Below are 21,586 nucleotides of genomic sequence, written 5' to 3'. Positions count from 1 at the left end.
TACCAATATTCCTAACCATATCACTATCTAAAATTTAAATAGTTGCTTGAATACAGATAATTTACCCTGGTATGGTGGATAGCGTAATTTTATATCTAACCAAAAAGGGTTTTGTAGAATACTTTTGTAATGGGAAAAGGTGTCAAAACTGGCTTTTCCATGATAGCTACCAATACCGCTATTTCCTACACCACCAAATGGTAAAGATGAAATAGAAGAATGGAGAACTGTTTCATTTAGACAAACTGCACCAGATGAGGTTGTTTGTAAAACGTGTTGTTGCAGGTTTTTATTTTGAGAAAATAAGTATAAAGCTAAGGGTTTTGGTTGAGAGTTAATCCAATCTATAGCTTCTCTAATGTCTGTATATTCAATTATTGGTAAAATCGGTCCAAAAATCTCTTCTTCCATGATGGAATCTGTAAAAACAACATTATTGATTAACGTTGGGGAAATATAAAGGTGATCAGCATTAGTTTCACCACCAATCATGATTTGTGTATTGTTGAGCAGATTTACTAATCTATCAAAGTTTTTGCGATTGATGATTCTCGCATAGTCTTTGCTGCTTTGGGGGTCTTTCCCATAAAATTCATTTAAACATTTTTCTAAATTAACTAATAATTGTGCTTTGATTTTTTGATTAACTAAAATATAGTCGGGAGCAATACAAGTCTGTCCCGCATTCATGAATTTTCCCCAAATAATCCTTCTAGCAGTGTGTTCTACATGGATATCTGTATCGACAATACAGGGACTTTTTCCACCTAATTCTAGAGTAACAGGTGTGAGGTGTTTAGCAGCAGCAGCCAGGACTATTTTACCTACATGAAGACTCCCTGTGAAAAATATATGATCAAATTTTTCTGTAAGTAGTTGTTGAGTTGTTTCTATGCCACCTTCTACAACAGAAATATAGGCTGGATCAAAATATTTAGGGATAATTTCACCTAATAACTTAGACGTATGAACAGCGATTTCTGAAGGTTTAATAACGGCACAATTTCCAGCAGCGATCGCCCCAATTAATGGTAAAATTACTAACTGAAATGGATAGTTCCAAGCACCAATAATTAAAACTACTCCTAGAGGTTCTGGTTCAATTCTGGCTGAAGCTGGTAATAATTGCCAAGGAACTGGGGCTTTGTGTGGTTTAGTCCAGGTTTTTAGGCTTTTGATTGCTAGTTCAATTTCCTTGATAGTCAGGATAATTTCTGATGCCACCGCTTCAAATTCTGGTTTATGTAAGTCCGATTGTAATGCTTTGACAATTTCTATTTCATAATCAATAACTAATTTTTTGAGGATGATGAGTTGTTGTTGTCGAAAGTTAATATCTTTGGTTTCTCCGGTGGAAAAATAAACACGCTGTTGAGATATGGTAAAATTCATAATTTCAGGTATTTTTTGGTAGAAGCAATAGAATTTAAGGATCGAATCTTCTATAGACCTCTTGCATAATATACTTTGGTGTTGCCAAGAATATTCTTGAAAAGCTCACGCAGAGGCGCAAAGACGCAAAGAAGAATTTGAAAATCACGACTTTTGCAGGAAGTCTTATGAAATTAAACTTTTCTGATGGTTTATAATTACATCATCCGAAAATTTTGTAGTTCCATGTATTGTCATTATCATAGCTTGAATTAAAGCTTTCCCCTTGAGTAAAGTTTCCTGAAACTCTATTTCAGGGTCAGAAAGGGCTACAATTCCGCCACCGATACCAATGGAGGTTTGATCAGGAGTTAAAACAGCAGTCCGAATCACAATATTTAAATCGGCTGAACCATTCAAACCCAAAAAACCGATCGCTCCTGAATATACTCCCCGCGCTTCTTGTTCGAGACGATCTATAATTTGCATAGTGCGGACTTTGGGTGCGCCGGTCATGGATCCCCCTGGAAATGAAGCCTGAATGCAATCTACCGCTTGTAGGTGCGATCGCAACCGACCCCGTACAGTTGTGACTAACTGATGTAATGTTGAGTATGTTTCCACATCCATTAATTTGGGTACGTGGACAGTTCCAACTTCACAAACTCGTCCCAAATCATTGCGTAACAAATCCACAATCATCAGATTTTCAGCCCGGTCTTTTTCACTGTTGCGTAACTGTTCCCGCAGGATAAAATCTTTTTGGGGGTTTTTTCCTCGCGGTACTGTTCCTTTTATTGGTTTAGTTTCTACCCATTTTTGGCGATCAATTTTGAGAAATCGTTCTGGAGATGAACAAGCGATCGCTATTTCACCAAAGCGCAAAAATGCAGAGTATGGGGCAGGATTGACTTGACGTAATGCGCGATAGAATGTCAATGGGTCAGGTGTCGCATCGGTGTAAAGCTGATTTGTGAGACAAACTTGATAAGTTTCCCCTGCATGAATTTCGTCTAAGCATTGGTGAATATTTTGGATATAATTTTGGTAAGTGCGACTCAAACGGAATTTAACTGGCTTTGGGTTTTTCTGGGGTACAAGGGAAGAAAGAGGAGCTAAAGTTTCGAGTTGTTGTTGAATAATATCAAACCAAGTTTCTACCTGTTGTGTTTGTCCTTTTTTAACTAATTGCAGCAAATAAAGACACTGTTCTTGATGATCGATGGCAATCAGGCGATCGGCAAATAAAAAAATTGCATCAGGTAAATTAGAAGAATGTCCTAATTGCGATCCGCAATCTGCCTTGAGTTCATAGCCAAAATAGCCAATAAATCCACAGTTAAAATCAAAAGGTAATTGATCAGATTGGCAACGTCGATCATCTATTTCTTGCTTTAGATAGTCAAAAATACTTTCGTTGCGACGGGTCAATGTATCTGATTGTGTGATGATTAGTTCTTGGTTTTGGGTATGGTAGCGTACCAAGATACTGTTTTCTCCACTTCCGTCACCCATAAACGAGAAGCGAGATAAACCGGGTTCTACACGGCTACTGTCTAACCAAAAAGCGTTCGGTGCATCCTCAAATAGCTGTACAAATATTTGTTCTGTATTTGGGCAAATATCTAATTTGCGTGTCAACAATTCAAACTGCTGAGATTGTTTTTGGTTGGGTTGATCTATACTGGGAGAAACAATTTTTGAACTTCTTGATGATTTTTTCGGAAATTGCAGGGTTATATCTCTAAAGTTTTCTAATAATCTTTGCCCATATTCTGTACAGATAGATTCTGGGTGAAACTGCACACCCCAAAAAGGTAGATACCGATGACGCAATCCCATCACCAATCCTGCTTGAGTCCAAGCAATTTTTTCTAAACATTCAGGTAGTTGATCTGCGATTAACCAGGAGTGATAACGCACAACTGAAAACTGTCTGGGAATGCCTTGGAACAATTCCGAACCATTATGAATTATTTTACTTAATCTACCATGTCGGACTTCTGGTGCATGAATCACTTTGCCCCCATGTAGGTAGCCAAGTCCTTGATGTCCCAGACAAACTCCCAGTAACGGCACATCTGCGTTTTCAATTATTTGTTTACAGACTCCAAAATCTGCTGGCTTTTCTGGACGACCGGGACCTGGAGAAATGACTATATTATCAAATGAAATTTCTTTAATTTCATCCCAGTTAAGCTGATCATTACGAATTACCAAGGGCAGTTCCCTGTTCACCTCGGCGATCATTTGGTACAAATTAAAGGTATAAGAGTCATAATTATCTATGATTAATGTTTGCATACTCCCTTGAGGTTTCAGGTTTATAATGATTGTCCTTTAACAAGAGGTTTTAGGCAATTATCAATAGATAAAAAATCCTCAGAAATTTATTGCTTCTACCTTTTACCTAAATTTCCAAATAGGATCAGTTATTCCAGCTTCTGCAAAACCCCGATCGCGCAAAATACAAGCATGACATTTGCCACAACCGCCTTTAACTCCAGCATAACAGGTATGAGTTAATTCCATGATCGACTCAAAGCGATCGCCCAAAACATCAATAGCCAGTTTTACTGATTCAGCCTTGGTTAAATCCATCAATGGTGTGTGAATCTTAAAAGCATTCTGATTGCCATATATACCTTCGCTCAAAGCCACTGACATAGCATTAATAAAACTCTGACGACAATCCCAATAACCGGCAAAATCGGCTTGACAGACTCCGATAAAGATATCATTAATATTTAAACAAGCGGCTCGATTTGATGCTATAGTTAAAAATAGAATGTTTCGACCAGGTATAAAAGTAGGTTCTACGCCTGTGGGTAATTCCTGGGCTGAATTGTATTCTCCCACAGGATTGTCGCTGACCAATGGACTTGTACCTTTAAGAACGGGACCCAAGTCGATGATTTCATGGCTGGTAATTCCCAGGGCTTGGGAAATAGCGATCGCACTTTCTAATTCAATAGAATGTCTTTGTTGATAATTAAACGTAACCGCATAAACTTGATCGAATGCTTGACAAGCCATAGCTGCACAGGTGGTTGAGTCCTGTCCACCAGACAACACAATTAATGCTTTTTTTTCCGTCATCTTTATATTTCCTCATATATTTTGTAGTCTGTAGGTTATATCAGACAGAATAATTTGAATCTGACGCACCTGACTTGATCTAAGCCTCTACAAAATCAAACAATTAGGGATTTACAAAAATAAATGATCCGGATTAACTAACCGCAGAGGCGCAGAGGACACAGAGGAATGAGGGTTTGAGAGATTTTTTGCGTTAGGTGGTTGAGTGTTTTTTATTTGGAAGCCCCTTACGGATTTTTGAAAAAATTAATTTTTTAACAGTCTTGAGTATACACCAAGTTTGATCAAAGTTGAATCAATTGCTTTTGGGTGAGGTGCATTGCAATTCCCTTTTCATAATAAGCTGCTTCGTTGATGAAAATGGGGTAAACGGTGGTTTCTCCTGCATAAAAAATATCTTTGCCGGTAAAGGTCAAAAACATCGGATCACCTGGATGCAGAGGTTCATAGTCTTTAAACTGAAGTTGGGGATGAATCATTGCTTCAATTTCTCCATTATCACCTCTGGGGTAATCAATCATACCAAAAGATTCATAAAATGTGAGCGTGTTGGTGATATTTAGGGTTTTACCTTGAATTTTGGCTTCAAAATAATCTAAAATTTGATGAATAAGTTGCTCTGTTTGTTGAAATAATTCCGCATCTAAAACACCTTGAGCTACTGCACCAACTTCAATAGCAAAACCCAAATCGCAGAGGGAACGAAGAAAACCACTGTTTTTGGGTTGGTGATGACTACAAATTTTTACTAAAGGATTAATTGAACTTAAATAAGCGGCTAATTGTAGTAAAAAAGGGTGCATATTACCCAAGATAATAGTTAACCCCATTTTGGTAGTTGTGCTGTGGATGTCAATAATGGCATCGACACTGGGTTGATTTGGTGGTAGGAGTATTTGGTGAATTTCCTTCGCTCTTAATTCTTCGTAGGTGGAAAGAGTGGGATCTTGTAAACCCTGGGTATGAAAGCAACGGTTTAAATCTTTTTCAGTATATCGTTTGCGTTCAGCGATCGCTCTCAAATTACCAAGTAATGCTAAACTCTGAAAACTTGGCCTATTAATTAAATTTGGATAATGCTGAAATTTTTTAACTAAATATACTCCCGTTAACTCATTACCGTGACTTCCTCCTACAATTGCAACTCGGTTAATTAAATTCATAAATTAAATTCCTTGATGTCGATAATACTTATGTGCTGCCATAGCCATAGCTAAAAATCCCCACATTACCATACCAGCAATACTCAGCATTCCACTACTGATAATCAACTGGAAAAAACAACTAATGCCAATGGCACGGGCAGCACTAACAAAACTATCAAAACGGCTTTCCGTATACTTGCTCACACTGATCATCATTAAAATTAATCCCCCTACATAAGGGATAGCACCAAACCAGCCCAAAGTGAAAAATATATCTAAAATTCCACTATCCAGCACAAAAACTTCAATTCGTCCAGTTTTTTCATCGACTTTCCAAACATTTCCTAAACCATTACCTAAAGGTGTAGAAAGAGCTAAAGTGAAGTTGCGGCTATAGTTTGCTGATCTATCTCTATAGCTAGTATCTTTTTCTAAATTAGTAAAAGTTTCAAAACGAGTTGTTACTACATCAGAAATTGGCTCAATATTTACCAATGGTAAAACACACAGAGACATGACTAAAATAATGGTGAGTAAGCGAATTTGAATTTTGGGTTTAACTGAGCCAAAGATCATCATCATTCCTAATAGCCAGCCGCCCCAATTACTGCGAACTTGTGCTAATAAAAACGATAAATAACCAACGGCTGAAGCTGGGAAAATTAAAGCTCCTGTACTGGTAAATAGTAATAACAAACCTGCTTGCATGACCGTACCAAAGGGTCCAGGTGAGTGCATGGTACTCCACACGCGCATTTCAAAAGGTAGGGGATTACCTGCACTGGTAAACATTTCTGATTCCATTAACCAGTATCGATCCCATTCTGGAGCTACGACAAATTGATAAATTCCGTAAGCTCCCATGACTAACACACCTAATAAGAATACACGTTGAATATTTTGACGGTAATTAGGATAATCGCGCCAATTCATAAATAAATGAAAGGCGAAAATAATAGGACTGAGCCAATCTAAAAAGCCACGAATTACTGAGATTGGTTGATTATAAATTAATCCGAGTAAACAACCATATAAGACTCCAATACAACCCAAAATGAAAGGCGTTCCCCCTTGTTTTATGGCAGTGGGAAGATGTTTAAAAAGGGTAGCTAGAGTGACAAACACCACTAAATAAGGTGCTAGGAGGATCTGTCGGGTGGGATCCCAACCAACTCGATAATCAACTAAACGAGCCAATAATGGAGTAAGAAACCATATCCACCAGGTAAAGCCGATGTAAAGGATGGGGTGACGCAAGTATAAAAATATGGCTACTATTAAGGAGGTGGCAGGAAAAACCAAGCGTAATAAACTGGCAGCACCACTAAAGTAGCAAGTTGCAGTGAGTAATAGAAAACCAGAGATAACTATCCAAGCTTCTGCTGCTCGTTGTTCAGGAGAAAATTCTTTTTGTAAAAAACTATTAAATAGTATTTGTTTGGAAATCATGGTGGAAAAAGGTGACAGAATGAAGAAAAATGTCTGAATCAGGATGTCCAGGATTAAAAGATTTGCAGGATTAAAACAGAATACAGATTAGTTCTTGACAGATTACTAGCAACTTGGGTGATTGGTATACTAAAAACCGTTGGGACATGGACTTTTACAAAATTATGAAAACCCCAGTTTTGTAGGGGTTTAGCAATGCTAAACCCCTACCCACAGAATCAAAGGATTAAGCCGTGTTAGTATAATTATCCATTACTAAAACTGCTGTAATATCCTTGCCAACGTCCAAGCCAAGATGCCCAAAGTTTTTTGGTTGCTAATTGACCTTGGTTTGGTAATAATCTCAACCATTGGACTAAACCTAAACTTTCTCTTGTACCAATTAGGACTGCCCAAATTAGATAAATAATGCGGCGTAAAGGTGATAAATGTTCTAGTAAAATTAGGGTTTCGTTATGAACTAAGTTAATTAAGGCAGTTTGATTAAAATTGCGGCGCTGATCTTCGTCAAAACGTTGGGCTGGATAGTGATCTACAGCGATGTTGGGGTCGTAAATCATTTTCCAACCGGCGCGTTGGAGTGTGAGAGTGAAGGACATTTCAAAATGTACTTGCGCGCCTGTGCCTCGCATTCTTTGATCAAATTGTAATTGCCCGATCGCTGTGCGACGAAAACTCATATTTACGCCTTTGAGTACGTCAACTTCACGGGGTTCTCCGATTCCTAAGTGATGATTGCCAATAACTCGGCCAAACCATTGTAATTTACCAACTACTAAACGAGAATCGTTGACTAATTCATTGCCTTGATGTACCCAATCACGACCACCAACGCCACCAATGCAACTATCGCTTTGAAAATGAGCGTTGATTTTAGCTAACCAATCTGGGTGGGGGGCTGCATCATCATCGGTAATGGAAAGGATGTCACCTTCTACGGCTGCAAGTCCGGTGTTGAGGGCGGCGACTACTCCTGGCTGGGTGACAGTGAGGATTTGTAATGGTAATTGATGGGGATGGAGTTGATCAAGAAATTGCTGTGTTTCTGTGTCTGTATCGCGAACAACCAGGATTAATTGATCAACAGGTTTAATTTGGGCTTTAAGTGCCAAAAGGCAGCGTGAGAGGTCTTGAGGACGACGATAGGTGGGGATGAGAACAGTGTTTCTCATGATTGATTAACTCCTCAAACAGATCGAGATAGGTTTGTGCCATGGTAGTCCAGCTATGGTTTTCAGCTACAGTGCGAGCGACTTTACCCATTTTTTGACAAAGAGAGCGATCGCTATTGAGTAACTTGAGTGCCGAAGCTAAGGCATTAACATCATCACAGTCGGGTAAAACGATGCCGCAGTCGGGGGTGACAAGATCAGCCGCACCGGTGGTTTTTGCAGTAATGACTGGCAAACCAGAAGCCATCGCTTCAATTACTACTAATCCAAAAGGTTCATAACGGGATGGAAAAACAAAGAAATCTGATGCTTGTTGAATTTGGGGCATATCCCGACGATAACCCAAAAAGTGTACTCGCTCACTGAGGTTCAAATCTGCGGCCATTTGGGGATAAGGGCTACCTTTGATTTCTCCCACAACGGCTAAATGCAAGTCGGGGACGTGAACTAAGGCACGAAGTACGGTATCTAAGTTTTTGCGGGTAATTCTGATATCTCCGGCAAATAATGCCAAGTTGACATTTTCTGGTAAACCTAATTGTTGACGAGAACTGACACCGGGATGAAATTCTTCTAAGTCTACACCATTGACAATGACGCGAATTTGTGAGCGGGGTATACCAATGCTGACTAATTCTTGAGCTACGTTTTCTGATACGGCAATGATGGCTTTTGTGGTGCGGAAAGCTTGTTTTTCCCAATAGGAATTAATAGCTGTGTATAACCAATGATATAAACCATACCAATCTCGACGGATGCGGGAAATATGAACGGGCGATCGCCACCAAGAACTATGAACAAAATGCACAGCATTGACATCAGTAACACCCATTGTAATTGCCCCATTGACTTGAATTACATCAAGATTAGAGCGATTTTGATGTAACCAATGGGCGCTTTTAATAGCAAATATTAAATTGCGGATAAATTCGCTAGGATAGTCTTCTACTGGAATTACGACGGAATTTACAGATGGATTTTCTTCTATTTCTGGTGCTATTTCACTACACAATAAGGTGAGATGATAACCGCGACGAATTGCTTCTTTCACAACTTCATAGTTAACCCGTCCTTGACCATCACCTTTTTTAATTCTGTGGGTTATAATACAAAGTCTCATTTATCACCTCTATCTTCTCTAACTTGCTCACAAATATAAATTAAAGTTGTTGTTTTTTCCATGATTTCTTGAAAATAATAATTTCTCTTTACAAGATTTTTATTTTTTTACTCCCTTCTCACTAAGAGAATATGGATTAAATGAACCGCAAAGAACGCTAAGGACGCGAAGGAAGAAGAAAGAAGAAAGAAGGAACAAGGAAGAAGTCTGTAGGGTGTGGTTCGGCAAACTCATCAACCACGTCAGACAGAATAATTTAGGCTAAAATCAGTAATTTTAAGTTTCTGACGCACCTTAATTCATCTAAAAAAGCAACTTAGTTTATTTGTACCTTCCTACTTAAACACCAAGTAATTTATTAGTTAATTTACTAGGAATAAAGCTGAGTATCAGTGCTGTTAATGTTCGCAAGTTGAATTTTTGTTTGTTCAAGGCTTGCCAAAAGTAAGAACGTGCTATATTTGTTTGCTGATCTAACATTAAGCCAATTCCTAAAGTTGTGTGAGATTCTGACCATTGCTGTCTAAAATGGGGATGTATTTCTTGAAGACGTATATCTTCAGTAAATTTTTGATAACAGAATATTTCGCTTTTAGCTTTACTAATTTTGGCTTGGATGTTCCGTCTACCACTGAGCATAGTTTCAGTTTGTTGATGTTCTCGATAAAGTGATAATTTTTCAGGAAGATAGTAAATACCATATCCCGATACACAACACAGATAAGTTAAATATAAATCCCACAATCCACCAACTTCTGAGGGGATTGAATCCCAATCAATCAAACCATTGCGAATTACACAACCAGCAGCAGTAGGTATGCTTTTATCAATTAGACCAATGTTAATAAAAGATTTGTGGATTCCGGGTGTAAGTAGATCGCGTTTATAACTGCGCGTATTAATTTCAGTGCCAATTTGATTAATATTACTTTGAGCATCAATAATATATTGATCACAAAAAGCTAAAATTAAATCAGGATTTTCTTCTAAAGGTGGAACAAGTTTAGCTAAAAAATCTTCATTCCACATATCATCATCATGAAGACTAGCCACATATTTACCCTTTGCCATTTTAAAGGCATTCATTTGGTTAGCCAACATTCCGATATTTTGATTATGTCGCCAAAATTTAATGCGTGAATCACTAAAAGATTCAATTAGGATTTGAGGACTTTCAGGACTACAATTATCAGAAACAATAATTTCAATATTTCGGTATGTTTGCTTAATTGCGCTATCAATTGCTTGTTTGAGATAATCTGGTCGATTATAAGTTGGGATAATTACACTAACCAGAGGATTTGATAATTGAGTTAAAAAAGACATAATCAAAATTAGTAATTGGTTAATTTTAGAACAAAACTGTTATAGCAGGAGTCAGTTACGAAAATAGTAGGTTGGGTTAAGCAATAGCGTAACCCAAGAAAATCCCGAAAATGTTGGGTTTCCTTACGTCAACCCAACCTACAATGTCTCTAAATAGCACTATTCCAAATAATATTGGGTTACAAATTCCTTTGAAAATCAGCAATAATTTTCTCATAAATTTTTTCTAGTCTTTGAATATGAGTATCTAGGGTAAATTCTTGTTGAAACCAATGGAAACCTTGTTCACCCATTAGTCGAGCTTTGTCATAGTTTACTGTCAGTTCATGAATGGCATCTGCTAAAGATTGAATATGATTAGTTGGTACAAGAATCCCTGTTTTACCATTTTTGACATATTCAGGAATACCACCGATCGCACTGGCAATAATTGGACGATTTCTAGCATACGCTTCGAGGGTAACTAAACCAGCAGGTTCAGGCCAAAGACTAGGAAAAACTACAGCTAAACATTGTTGGTAAAGAGTTTCTAACTTGTCACTATTACACCAACCATGCCAAGTAATGCGATCGCGCAAACCCATTTTATCAGCTAATTTTTCTAATTCGGGTTTACCCCAACCGTCACCGGCAATATCAAGATGAATGCGGGGATCAGTTATTGCTAAAGCTCTAATTAACCATTCAACTCCTTTATAGGGAACAATCCGACCGACAAATAAAATGCGTTGATTTTGATGGGTTTCTTGATTTAAAGGTGGAATAGGATATTTAGGTGATTGTACAGCACAGAGGAGAGTTGTGACTCTATCGGGTGATATACCATTACTAATAATTTGCTTTTTGACATAATCACTATTAGCAATAATAGGGATATTAAGTTTTTTGAGATTGGTAATAAAACTTTCGGTTCCTAACCAATTCGCTAAAATCTTTTGAGGTCTGCGACTACCACAACCATCTACTAAATGTCCCCATGCACATCCGAGAGGGTGCATATTACGATGGCATTCTCTACCCTGTTCTTCTAAATATTTTGTCCCACTAGGACAGTAACTACTATGATTATGGAGTGTCAATACTACTGGACATTCTCCCCGCAGTTGTGCCACCATTTCTAGATCATGAAGATGCAGTAATTTACACTGACTTTGATCTAGATTTTTGAGAGATTTTAAAGAGCGATCGCTAACATTAGGAGTCTGGGAATTGACTAAAGAAGCTATATAGGTTTCTAGACCTCCACCACCCCTAATATCAGCAACAGAGCAGTGATATATCATTTTTTCAGCAACTGATGTAAGTATCATCTTAAATTTCCTCGCTACTAGATAAATTCAGTTTTTCCGGTAATATTTTTCAGCACGGCAATTAATTTATTAAATTCAACCAAAATTTATGTCGGACATCATTGACATAGTGTCTCAAAGCAATTTTGTTGTGATCAAAATTGTCTAAATAGTTGAATTGGTCATCATTACTTAAAATGAATTTCTCTTTATTTAGTGGTTTTGCTTGGTTGTTGTGCATAGCCAAATGGACTACAGTTTGTTCAGTAAAATACATTGGAGAGTCTATTAATTGAGTAACACGGTCTAAAGCTTTCTCCCAATTTATTTGCTGCTTTAGCAAGAAAAACCCGGCATTGACTGGGTTTAATTTTTCATTTTCATCTAATATTATTCGTTCATCTAGTGAAGGTAAACAATCAGGTAAATACCAAGGTAAGCTATCATTAGATTCGCATAAATCTATAATTTCTTTAGCACCCGGAAAGAAAAGAATATCAGAATCGGTGTAAATTGTCGGTTGTTCGATCGCAATTGAAGTTAAGACAGCCAATCTTCTCCAAAACGCCATGATCGCTCGGTTAGGATGGTTGAATATATAGTTTGAAATAGGTTTAGGGATGTCACCCACAACTAAATTTTTCCATTCAATAACATCTACACAGGGATCGATTTGACACAAAATTTTACTGGCATTTGGTAAATAACTACCATCAGAAATCACAGTAAATTTGTTAGGAATGCCAACATGACGAATAAATGAGCGAATATTGGCTACTTGGATAGCTAAATCTCGTTGACAAGAGAAAGAATAGATATTTATGTTAACTTTCTGATGTTGATTTAGTGGAAATCTGACAATATTATTGATTGCTTTCGTGTAGACAAAACGATAAATTTGCGCTTGCATTTTTGCAGAATGATAGCCTATATTTACCATTGATTTCTCCAATAAAATAGAAATAACACTTGATTTGAATATGATGTTAGGGTTAGGGGTTTACACCCCTAAAAGTTATGGAACTTGACCTAGTTCATACTGCATTTGATGATATTGCCAAAGCTTACCTTTTAGTTCCAATAGTTCTTGATAACCACCTTGTTCTACGATGCGTCCTTGTTCGAGAACTACAACTTTATCAGCTTTAGCAATAGTAGAAAGACGGTGAGCGATCGCTATTACGGTACGTCCCACAGTTAGCTTCTCTAATGAGTCTTGAATTAACCGCTCAGATACAGAATCTAAAGCACTTGTAGCTTCATCTAAAATCAAAATTTCTGGATTGCGTAACAAAGCCCGCGCGATCGCCAGTCGTTGTCTTTGTCCTCCAGACAATCGTACACCCCTATCTCCTAAATTTGTCTCAAATCCTTCTGGCATTTCCAGAATAAATTCTAAAGCATTTGCTAATCTAGCTGCTTCTTTGATTTCTGCATCTGTCGCTTTTGGTGTTCCATAACTAATATTATTTGCAACAGAAGTATTGAAAATAAACGTATCCTGACTAACAACTGCTATTTTCCGTCGAAGTGAATTAATGTCAAGCCGTTTAATCTCAATTTCATCAATGTAAATATGACCATCTGTAGCATCATAAAACCGGGGAATTAAGTCAGCTAATGTAGTTTTACCGGCACCAGAAGCACCAACCAATGCTATTGTTTTGCCTCGTTCAATCGTCAGAGTAATATTATTTAATACTTTTTGATTAGCACCATAACTAAAATCTACAGATACTAAATCAATTGACCTTTTTAACTCCTTGAACACAACATTACCATTTCGGAAATAGGGCTTGTCCTCCGATTGTAATAAGTTTTTAATACTGTCAGTTGAACCTTGGAGAGTGCTAAGAAATGCCCTTGTACCATTAATATCTTGAAGGATAGGAACAAGGCGAAACAGCACAAAGAAGAATGTTAACAACGAACTAACTTCTAACTGGCCATTAACTACAAACTTCGTAAAAGCTAAAATAATCATCCCGACCAGTACAGTAGTAGCCGCACTTTCAGAAATTGGTCTGACTAAATTCCAAATGTAAACAACTTTAGTAGAAGTAGTAACTACTTGATTACTGGCTTTATAATAGCGATCGCGCTCTAATTTTTGAGTCCCAAAAGCGTGAATTGTCCGAATACCATTAATAAACTCTAAAGCCGTTGATGTAAAATTACTATTAGCTGTAGAAACCCCAAAACTTGTTTCTCTGGTTTTAGCATTTAAAGTAGATAACCCAACAGCTAAAAGCGTAAATAACAAAATAGAAATTATTGTTAATTGCCAGGAGAGTAACAGCATTGTTCCGAAATAAACAATAACCGTTAATACTCTAGTAAACAAAAAAGCCACCCCTCTAAAACCCTGGGTAATCTTTTCAATTTCTATAGTAGCCGTGTTTATTAATTCACCGGAACGAGTATTAGTAAAGTAACTAAGTGATAAGGATTGTAACTGCTCAAAAATTTGTTTTCTTAACCTATCAGCCAGATATAACTGTACTAATTCTGTGTATATTTGGGCAAGATAGTTAAAGAGCGCTCGCATCCAGGTACTTAATAATATCAGCAGAGAAACCCGATATAAACGACTAATTGCTGATGTATGAACTCCCAAAATCCAGTGATCAAACCAACCTACACCAACTTGAATTGGTGGAGAATTAGGGTTAGTTAAATTTTGTAAAAAAGATAGTAGAAATCCAATACTAACACCTTCAAATGTTGCAGCAAACAGAGCAAATATGAAAGCTAAAATAGTAATTTTGCGAAAATGTTTAAATTCTTGCAAAATTAAATGATTATCCTCCCAGAATCTACTAGCTTTCAAAAAAATCAGTAATGAGTCCAAAAATCTTAAATTCATCAGTTTTGGTTAATAATAATTGGTTGGTGTAAACATTTTATGCTCTAGTGGATGCAAGCAAATAGCTTGTTTGAATTACTTCACTATACAAATAAATTCTTTCTACAATTTGTTAATCAGGAATTATATAGCAATCATTTTTTCTAGCTTATAATCTGATTTCATCTCTGCCTTTCTTCGAGAAATTTATGTAAGTTGAGCTAAGAAAGCCAACAGTTTGGAAATTTTGTTCATTTTCGCAATTACCTAAGTTAGTCCTAACTCAACCGACATTTTTCTCAACATAAAAGAAGTTATGAAGTCACTTTTACAATATCTTGTAAACCAGAATAGCGATAGCTAATTAAACTCATTTCTCCTTTGAGTACATTTAACAATTTAGGTAAATGATCTAAACCGAATTTCTGCATTAATAAACCCATAAATGTGATATTCCCCTGACTTATTGTGGAAAAACTAATAGCACGAAAAACTTCGCCTCGTTCTCCAATACACCACTGATACGAAAAGCACTCTCCTGGAGAATAACCTTGGATTAGCACCATTAATATTAGTATTAGTGGACTTAAAAATACCAGCAATACTAATGCTAAACAAAAGTCAATTAGGCGTTTTGTAATTCGTAGTATTTGATGCTTTTTTTTCGGCAATTTATTTCTAAATTCGCTGGAAATAAATAAGGGTTTATTAGCTTTATAACAAGCTTCTGCCCAAAATTTTAGCCAAACTGCACCTAATTGAGAATCTATTTTTACCAAATTTACCGGAGAAGATTTCAAACATTCTATCAGCAATAATTCATTATCCAAGGCAGGTAAATATGGCGGGTTTAACTTTCCTGGTGACATTACTAATAGTTGACCCATGCGCCAATGAAGTACACAATATTGAGATGGAGAAGTTTGATACTGCTGTGATACAGTATAGTTATTTTCTACGCTGGAAATGATTGAAGCTGTCATATCTCTTTAAATGTCTACACTAATTAATTACTGACTTAATACACAAGAAATTAACGCCAGAAATGTGATCTAAGTCTCGTTGCTACTCTAAATAATTGAAGAGGACTAATTGTGAAAACAAGTGAATTTTGTTACTAGCCAATATCCATCTTGTAGAATTATGAAGGTGTCAAGATGTGAAAATAGTAACAATAAAGATTGAAGTAAATACCAATTAAGATGAGTAGGTAGTGATAACACTTGGTATTTTTATTAAAAGTTAAGGTCGTTTTCAACCTGTAGATCACAGCAGTTCGGGGTATGCCTTATGGAATGAAAACTATATATGTTTTCATCTCACTGACAACTGCTATATACTTCTGAATTAAGTCCTCTTTTTATAGAATATAAGAATATCGAGAAATAGCTATTACTTTTATAGATTCTTTATTCACTCTTTAACTAAAGTGAATTATAGCCAAGATTTTATTAAGTTCCTATGAATTGTATTGATATACCAGTGCTATTTAACTAAAAAAATAAGCTGTAAAAGCCGATACATTTTTCTTAAAATTGGATAATATAATTTTTTTAATTTGTGGAGACTTGTGATATTTAATCTCTACAAAGTTTATTAGTAATGTAAGTAAGAGTTACGCATTGACAGAATCTATTACATAAAGGTTATGGATTTTATCTCTTGTAGGGTGCGTCAGACCCGATAATTGAGCATCTAACAGATTTTCTCTATCTGACGCACCGCACTAATTGTATAGTGCGTAAGTCCTAGTAAGTTGCTTTTTTAGTGAAATAAGGCGCGTCAGAAACTGACAATTATTGATTTGAGCCTAAGTTATTTTGTCTGACGTGGTTGGTGAGCTTGCCGAACCACACCCTACAGACCACAAAATATCCGAAAAGTTAATAAATAGCAATTTAAGTTAGTAGGTAAGTGGAGAAATTTATAACTATGCTATTAAACTTTACTCAGGAGTTTTGTTAATTAGATAGTTAGCCTTATTTGTTTCGTCCTACTTACCTGAACTAAAACCTATATTGGTTGTTGAGAAAAATATTTCTGGGGTAATCGAGAACGGAGAGCAACCAGAGATGGAGAAAAAGTTAAAAACAGCCCTGTCATAGCTTTTTTGCTGAACTTTTTTCTCTTAATTATGTACTTAAAACAAGTGCGTGCTGCTTTTAATTCTCCCATTACCAATAAATTTACCCCTAAAACATAAGTAGATTCTATCAATCTCCGCCGAAAATATGGCTGTAATTGCTCTAGCCTAGTATCTTCAATAAATTGCTCATAGCAAAATATATGATTTCTGGCTTTGCCAATATTAACTTGTGGATTATCAGTCAATGTTTCACTTTGCTGATGTATGCGATATCTAGTCAATCTTTCTGGAGAATAGTAAGCACCAAGACCAGAACAGGAACAAAGATAATTGATATATAAATCGTAGCAACCACCCACTTCAAGGGGAATTGCTTGCCAATCCACAATATCCTTACGAATCACCGCAGCATTAGCACTACCTATAGACATATTGATTGCCAAATCATAAAAAGGTCTATATATTCCGGCTTTTAAATTAGTCCGGTTTCGCTCCAGTGAAACTTCTTCTGTGAGGGTATAATCTATTTTATTATCAGCATCAATTATGTGATAATCACAAAAAGCTAAAGCTAAATCAGGATTATCTTCTAGAACGGTAACAAGCTTTGCTAAATAGTCCTTCTCCCACATATCATCGTCATGTAAACTGGCAACATATTTTCCTTTTGCCATATTAAATCCATTTTTAATATTAGCTACCATGCCGATATTTTGGTCATTACGCCACAAGCGGATTCGTGGATCTTGAAAAGTATCTATGATGGCTTGAGGACTGATTTCACTACAGTTATCACAAACAATAATCTCAATATTTTGATAGGTTTGTTGAACTGCACTAGCGATCGCCTCCGGTAGATAATGTAATCTATTATATGTTGGGATAATTACACTGACTAAAGGTTGTAGATATTCATTGTTCTGTCTCATACTTTCCATCCATCTCTTGTAGGTAATTAAAAATGATCAAGATAGCCATGGCGAACTTTTTATTAATTCCCATCGTGCTATCTTTAAATTGGGACAACCTAACCTTTTTACGCCAACATTAAAGTAGAAATCAGACCTCTACAAAATACTTCTGCAAGAGGTCTAATATTAAATCAGGACATAAACAACTATTTTTCTAAAGCCTGTTGCAACACCAATTGTTTTTGCTTGACATAAGGCACATAGGTACTATCAGAATTAGAAACTCCGTTAGCCACCACACCAATTAAATTCAACTTGCTCAACATAGCTGTAGCTTGAGTTAATTGAGTTCGCGTCACCCTACCAATGCTGGCCACCATCACCACACTGCGACAAGATGAAGCCGTGAGCATTGCATCTACTAAACCGAGAACTGCTGGAGCATCTATGATTACCAAATCATAGTTTTCTTCAAATCCTGCCATTAATTGGATCATCCGTGGAGAACTCAACAAATTAGCTGGATCAACAGGTATGGGTCCGGCAGTCAAAATATCAATATATGACGAACCAGAGTATTGAACTCCTACCTGATTGGGTAAACTAACATCATTGGCTAACAGCGTAGAAAGCCCTTGTTCATTAGGGAGATTAAGTTGTTTATGCAGACTAGGATCGCGTAAATTGGCATCAATTAACAACACTTTTTTATGTAACCGTGCTGCACTCATAGCTAAACCCAAAGAGAAAGCAGACTTACTATCATCTGCCAAAGCTGATGTCACCATCAACGATTTTAAATCAGATCCATTATTCAGCAATTCAATATTTTTATAAATCAGATCCAACGATTCCCAACGTGGTGGAGATTGTAGTACCTGAATTGTCCAGGGAGCGAGAACTTCTGGTTTACCAAAAGGTAACTTAATCATTGATTCTCTAGATTTTGCCGGCGGTAACTTAGGAGTTGTTCCTAATAATGGCAGAGAAAACTGTTTCTCTAATTCAGCAGTAGTATGTACAGAATCATCAGAAGCTTCACGAATATAAGCTGCAATACCTCCTAAAATTAACCCTACCACGGCACCTAATAACAGGTTCTGCTTGAGGTTAGGACTAATCATAATCCCCTGTTGTGGTTCTTCTACTATTTCCCAGTTAAAGCCACCTTTAGAAAGTTCTTGCCGTAATTGCTGCTCTGCCTTTAGCAGTTCTTCCAATCTTTCACGACTAAATTGTAACTGTGGAATTAAGCGATTGTAAAAAGCTAAAAGAGAGGGAAACCGTTTTAGTTCTGCCTGGAGTTCAGCTTCTTTTTGTACTAATGTTTGGTCACGTGCAGTTAAGGCAACTATTGTAGTTTGAGTTTCTACTAACTTTTCAGTCAGGTCGAGATCAATTTCACCTAATTGTCCTTGTTCTAGCAAGGTTTCTCCAGCACTTAAAGCAGCTTTAGATTGTCCACCTAAAGTTCTACTAACTTCTTTTTGTAGTAGTTCTTTTTGGCTTTCAAGTTGTTCTTTGAGCTTCTGTACACTGGGAGTATCATCAGTAAAACGCAACTGTTCCTGTGCTAAAGAAAGTTCTGTTTTTTGAATTTCGTTGAGTAAACCTTGGTAGCGAAGGGATTGACTCAGACGAGAAGAAACCAAAGCATTTTGAGGAGAACGGTTTAGCTGTTCTTGCAGAGTTTTTTGTTTTGCTAAGGCTTCTTGATATTGAGAACGAGTTGCTTGTCGGTCTTCTTGGATAGAATGTAATGCTGTCTCGACGGCTTTAGCTTGTAACTCTGGATCAATAAGATTTTGGCTTTTACGAAAACGTTGCAGATTAGCTTCAGAATTATTTACTTCATCACTGGCTTTTCTTAGTTGTTCTCTAATAACTTGCAGACCTTTCTGCAATCGAGCATTTTGTTGTTCTTTGTTATATTTAACATAAACTTGCCGAATGGCTGCCAGGACTTTTTGTGTTTTATCTGGGTCTTTATCAGTATAATCGACTTGAAAGATTTTAGTCGCAAGATTATCTTCTTTAGTCTTTAACTGATCTAAAATCAAGGATTTTTTGATTTCAGTTACGGTAATATCTGGATATTCAGCTTTAAGTTTATCAACTGCTTGTTTAATTAATCCAGAACTCTGCATCAAGTTGAGTTGAGTAGCAGTATCTATCTGTACATTGGCATCAGTAAACTGATTTCCTGTTTCATTACCGACTTCTTTTTTACCTTGGTAATTAGGTTCTACTAATAGCTGCATTGAGCTTTTAAAAGTAGGATTGGTTCTAATAGTTATCAGACCGGCTAGAGCGGTAGAACTCATAAATACTACTAAAATCCAGGGAAATCTGCGGACAAACACGGTAAATATTTGTCCGTAACCCGGTTCTGCGTCGGCTACTGAGGCTGGATTGATATGGGGGTTTAGACTTGTTTGAACCATGTTTTTTATCCTTCTTTGTCAGATGTTATGTTTAGCTTGTTCCTGTTTAAAGATAAAGCTAATAAATCAAATAAATGATTGACGCACGCCACAAGTTTGCTCAATGATTTGTTCGACTTTACTAAAGAATGCTTGCTCTGAGAAATTATTGACTGCATGATTACGGATGTTTTCGTAATTCCAAGATATTCCTCTAGCCTCTAGTAATGCTACTTGTAAAGATTCGGGTGATTGTCTTTTAAAGAAAACTCCAGTTTTGCCAGGTATTTGAGTATCTAATACTCCACCTGCTCCATAGGCAATAACTGGTGTTCCACTAGCATTTGCTTCTACTGGTACTAATCCATAGTCTTCTAAAGCAGCAACAATAATCGACTTGGCTTGAGCAAATAAGTCTTTCCGTCTTGCGTCACTAACATGACCTACGAACTCAATATTGCTTAATGCTTTAGATTTCAACCGTGCTTGTTCTGGTCCGTCACCTGATATTAATAAATGCCACCCTAACCAGTTGAAAGCTTCAACTATGACATCAAGACGTTTATAACTTATCATGCGGGCTGATGCCAAGTAGTATTCATCTTTTTGATCAGAAAAGTTAAAATTACTGGTATCAATGGGATAGTTAACGACAATGGCTTGTTTGTGATAAATTTTCTGTATTCGTCTGGCGACAACGGTAGAATTAGCAATATAAAGGTCTGGTTCTTGAGAATATTTCAGGTCTACATTTCTCATTAATTGAAATATCTTTTCAATCAAGGGTGCAAAATAGCGATAATCTCCATATTCTCGTAAGTAAGTTTGGGTATCCCATAAAAAACGGGTGACGTTATGACAGAAGCAAATGTGAAGTGCTTGGGGATTTTTTTGTACTGCTTTGGCGAAGCTTGTGCTGCTACTAATAATTAAATCGTAGTCTTGTAAATTCAATGATCGAAAGGCAGGAAAGTATAGGGGAGCGAGTAGGCGAAAATATTTGGCTGCACCGGGAATTTTTTGTAAAAAGGTGGTGTTGATAATTCTTTCACCTAAATCAATTGTTTTTTCTGGGTTATACAAGGAGGTAAAAATATCGGCTTGGGGATAGCGTTTACATAGTAGTTCAAATACACGCTCTGCCCCGCCGCGTTGTGTTAAGTAATCATGGACGAGAGCTATTTTCATAGTTTTACCTTATAGGTTTAACAAAGATTCAAATGGTAGTTGGAAAGGGCGGTTAGAAAGGGCGGTTAGAAACCGCGTCTACACAGGCGAAACCCACCTCCGTGGGTTGAAGAAAATAAATAGTTTCTTAGTCCACGCAGGTGGACTTTGTTTGTGTAGTCA

15 protein-coding genes are annotated in these 21,586 nt (G+C 36.9%); all 15 read right to left on the bottom strand.

Going from position 1 to position 21,586, the window contains the following annotated elements; all coding sequences use genetic code 11:
• Positions 1 to 27: 27 nt before the first annotated feature.
• Positions 28 to 1,392, bottom strand: coding sequence for an aldehyde dehydrogenase (locus VB711_RS02565; RefSeq protein ID WP_323284120.1), 1,365 nt, complete (start codon positions 1,390 to 1,392; stop codon positions 28 to 30).
• A 165-nt stretch (positions 1,393 to 1,557) separates the two neighbouring features.
• Complete coding sequence (gene pabB, locus VB711_RS02560) at positions 1,558 to 3,675, bottom strand: aminodeoxychorismate synthase component I (RefSeq protein WP_323284118.1); 2,118 nt, start codon at positions 3,673 to 3,675, stop codon at positions 1,558 to 1,560.
• 102 nt (positions 3,676 to 3,777) lie between these two features.
• Entirely contained in the window at positions 3,778 to 4,470 is a 693-nt protein-coding gene (queC, locus tag VB711_RS02555; RefSeq protein ID WP_323284116.1) for a 7-cyano-7-deazaguanine synthase QueC, read from the bottom strand.
• Between the two features lie 284 nt (positions 4,471 to 4,754).
• Positions 4,755 to 5,633, bottom strand: a complete 879-nt coding sequence (locus tag VB711_RS02550) for an aspartoacylase (protein ID WP_323284115.1) — start codon at positions 5,631 to 5,633, stop codon at positions 4,755 to 4,757.
• A gap of 3 nt (positions 5,634 to 5,636) precedes the next feature.
• A complete protein-coding gene (locus tag VB711_RS02545) occupies positions 5,637 to 7,064 on the bottom strand; it encodes an O-antigen ligase domain-containing protein (RefSeq protein ID WP_323284114.1) in 1,428 nt (475 codons plus the stop codon).
• Between the two features lie 245 nt (positions 7,065 to 7,309).
• Positions 7,310 to 8,236, bottom strand: a complete 927-nt coding sequence (locus tag VB711_RS02540) for a glycosyltransferase family 2 protein (RefSeq protein ID WP_323284113.1) — start codon at positions 8,234 to 8,236, stop codon at positions 7,310 to 7,312.
• Positions 8,166 to 9,356, bottom strand: coding sequence for a glycosyltransferase family 4 protein (locus VB711_RS02535; protein ID WP_323284112.1), 1,191 nt, complete (start codon positions 9,354 to 9,356; stop codon positions 8,166 to 8,168). Before VB711_RS02535 ends, VB711_RS02540 begins: the two co-directional genes overlap by 71 nt.
• Positions 9,357 to 9,695: 339 nt before the next feature.
• A complete protein-coding gene (locus tag VB711_RS02530; RefSeq protein ID WP_323284111.1) occupies positions 9,696 to 10,682 on the bottom strand; it encodes a glycosyltransferase family 2 protein in 987 nt (328 codons plus the stop codon).
• Between the two features lie 179 nt (positions 10,683 to 10,861).
• The gene (locus VB711_RS02525) at positions 10,862 to 11,992 is read right to left on the bottom strand and encodes a glycosyltransferase family 4 protein (protein ID WP_323284110.1); all 1,131 of its coding nucleotides are present in this window, start codon (positions 11,990 to 11,992) and stop codon (positions 10,862 to 10,864) included.
• A gap of 61 nt (positions 11,993 to 12,053) precedes the next feature.
• Complete coding sequence (locus VB711_RS02520; protein WP_323284109.1) at positions 12,054 to 12,911, bottom strand: hypothetical protein; 858 nt, start codon at positions 12,909 to 12,911, stop codon at positions 12,054 to 12,056.
• Between the two features lie 75 nt (positions 12,912 to 12,986).
• A complete protein-coding gene (gene hepA, locus VB711_RS02515) occupies positions 12,987 to 14,837 on the bottom strand; it encodes a heterocyst formation ABC transporter subunit HepA (RefSeq protein ID WP_323284108.1) in 1,851 nt (616 codons plus the stop codon).
• A 293-nt stretch (positions 14,838 to 15,130) separates the two neighbouring features.
• Positions 15,131 to 15,799 carry a heterocyst development glycosyltransferase HepC gene (gene hepC / locus VB711_RS02510; RefSeq protein WP_323284107.1) on the bottom strand — a complete coding sequence of 223 codons (669 nt, stop codon included), beginning with the start codon at positions 15,797 to 15,799 and terminating at the stop codon, positions 15,131 to 15,133.
• A gap of 1,030 nt (positions 15,800 to 16,829) precedes the next feature.
• Positions 16,830 to 17,831 (bottom strand): glycosyltransferase family 2 protein, encoded by a 1,002-nt coding sequence (locus tag VB711_RS02505; RefSeq protein ID WP_323284106.1) that lies wholly within the window; start codon positions 17,829 to 17,831, stop codon positions 16,830 to 16,832.
• Between the two features lie 188 nt (positions 17,832 to 18,019).
• On the bottom strand, positions 18,020 to 20,257 hold the full coding sequence (locus VB711_RS02500; protein WP_323284105.1) for a polysaccharide biosynthesis tyrosine autokinase: 2,238 nt from the start codon (positions 20,255 to 20,257) through the stop codon (positions 18,020 to 18,022).
• A 66-nt stretch (positions 20,258 to 20,323) separates the two neighbouring features.
• A complete protein-coding gene (locus VB711_RS02495) occupies positions 20,324 to 21,424 on the bottom strand; it encodes a glycosyltransferase (protein ID WP_323284104.1) in 1,101 nt (366 codons plus the stop codon).
• Between the last annotated feature and the right edge of the window lie 162 nt (positions 21,425 to 21,586).

Origin of the sequence: Cronbergia sp. UHCC 0137 (genome assembly GCF_034932285.1) — a bacterium.
Taxonomy (GTDB): Bacteria; Cyanobacteriota; Cyanobacteriia; order Cyanobacteriales; family Nostocaceae; genus Cronbergia.
The sequence above is the reverse complement of the archived record's forward strand: the minus strand, read 5'-3'. Positions and strand labels throughout refer to the sequence as shown.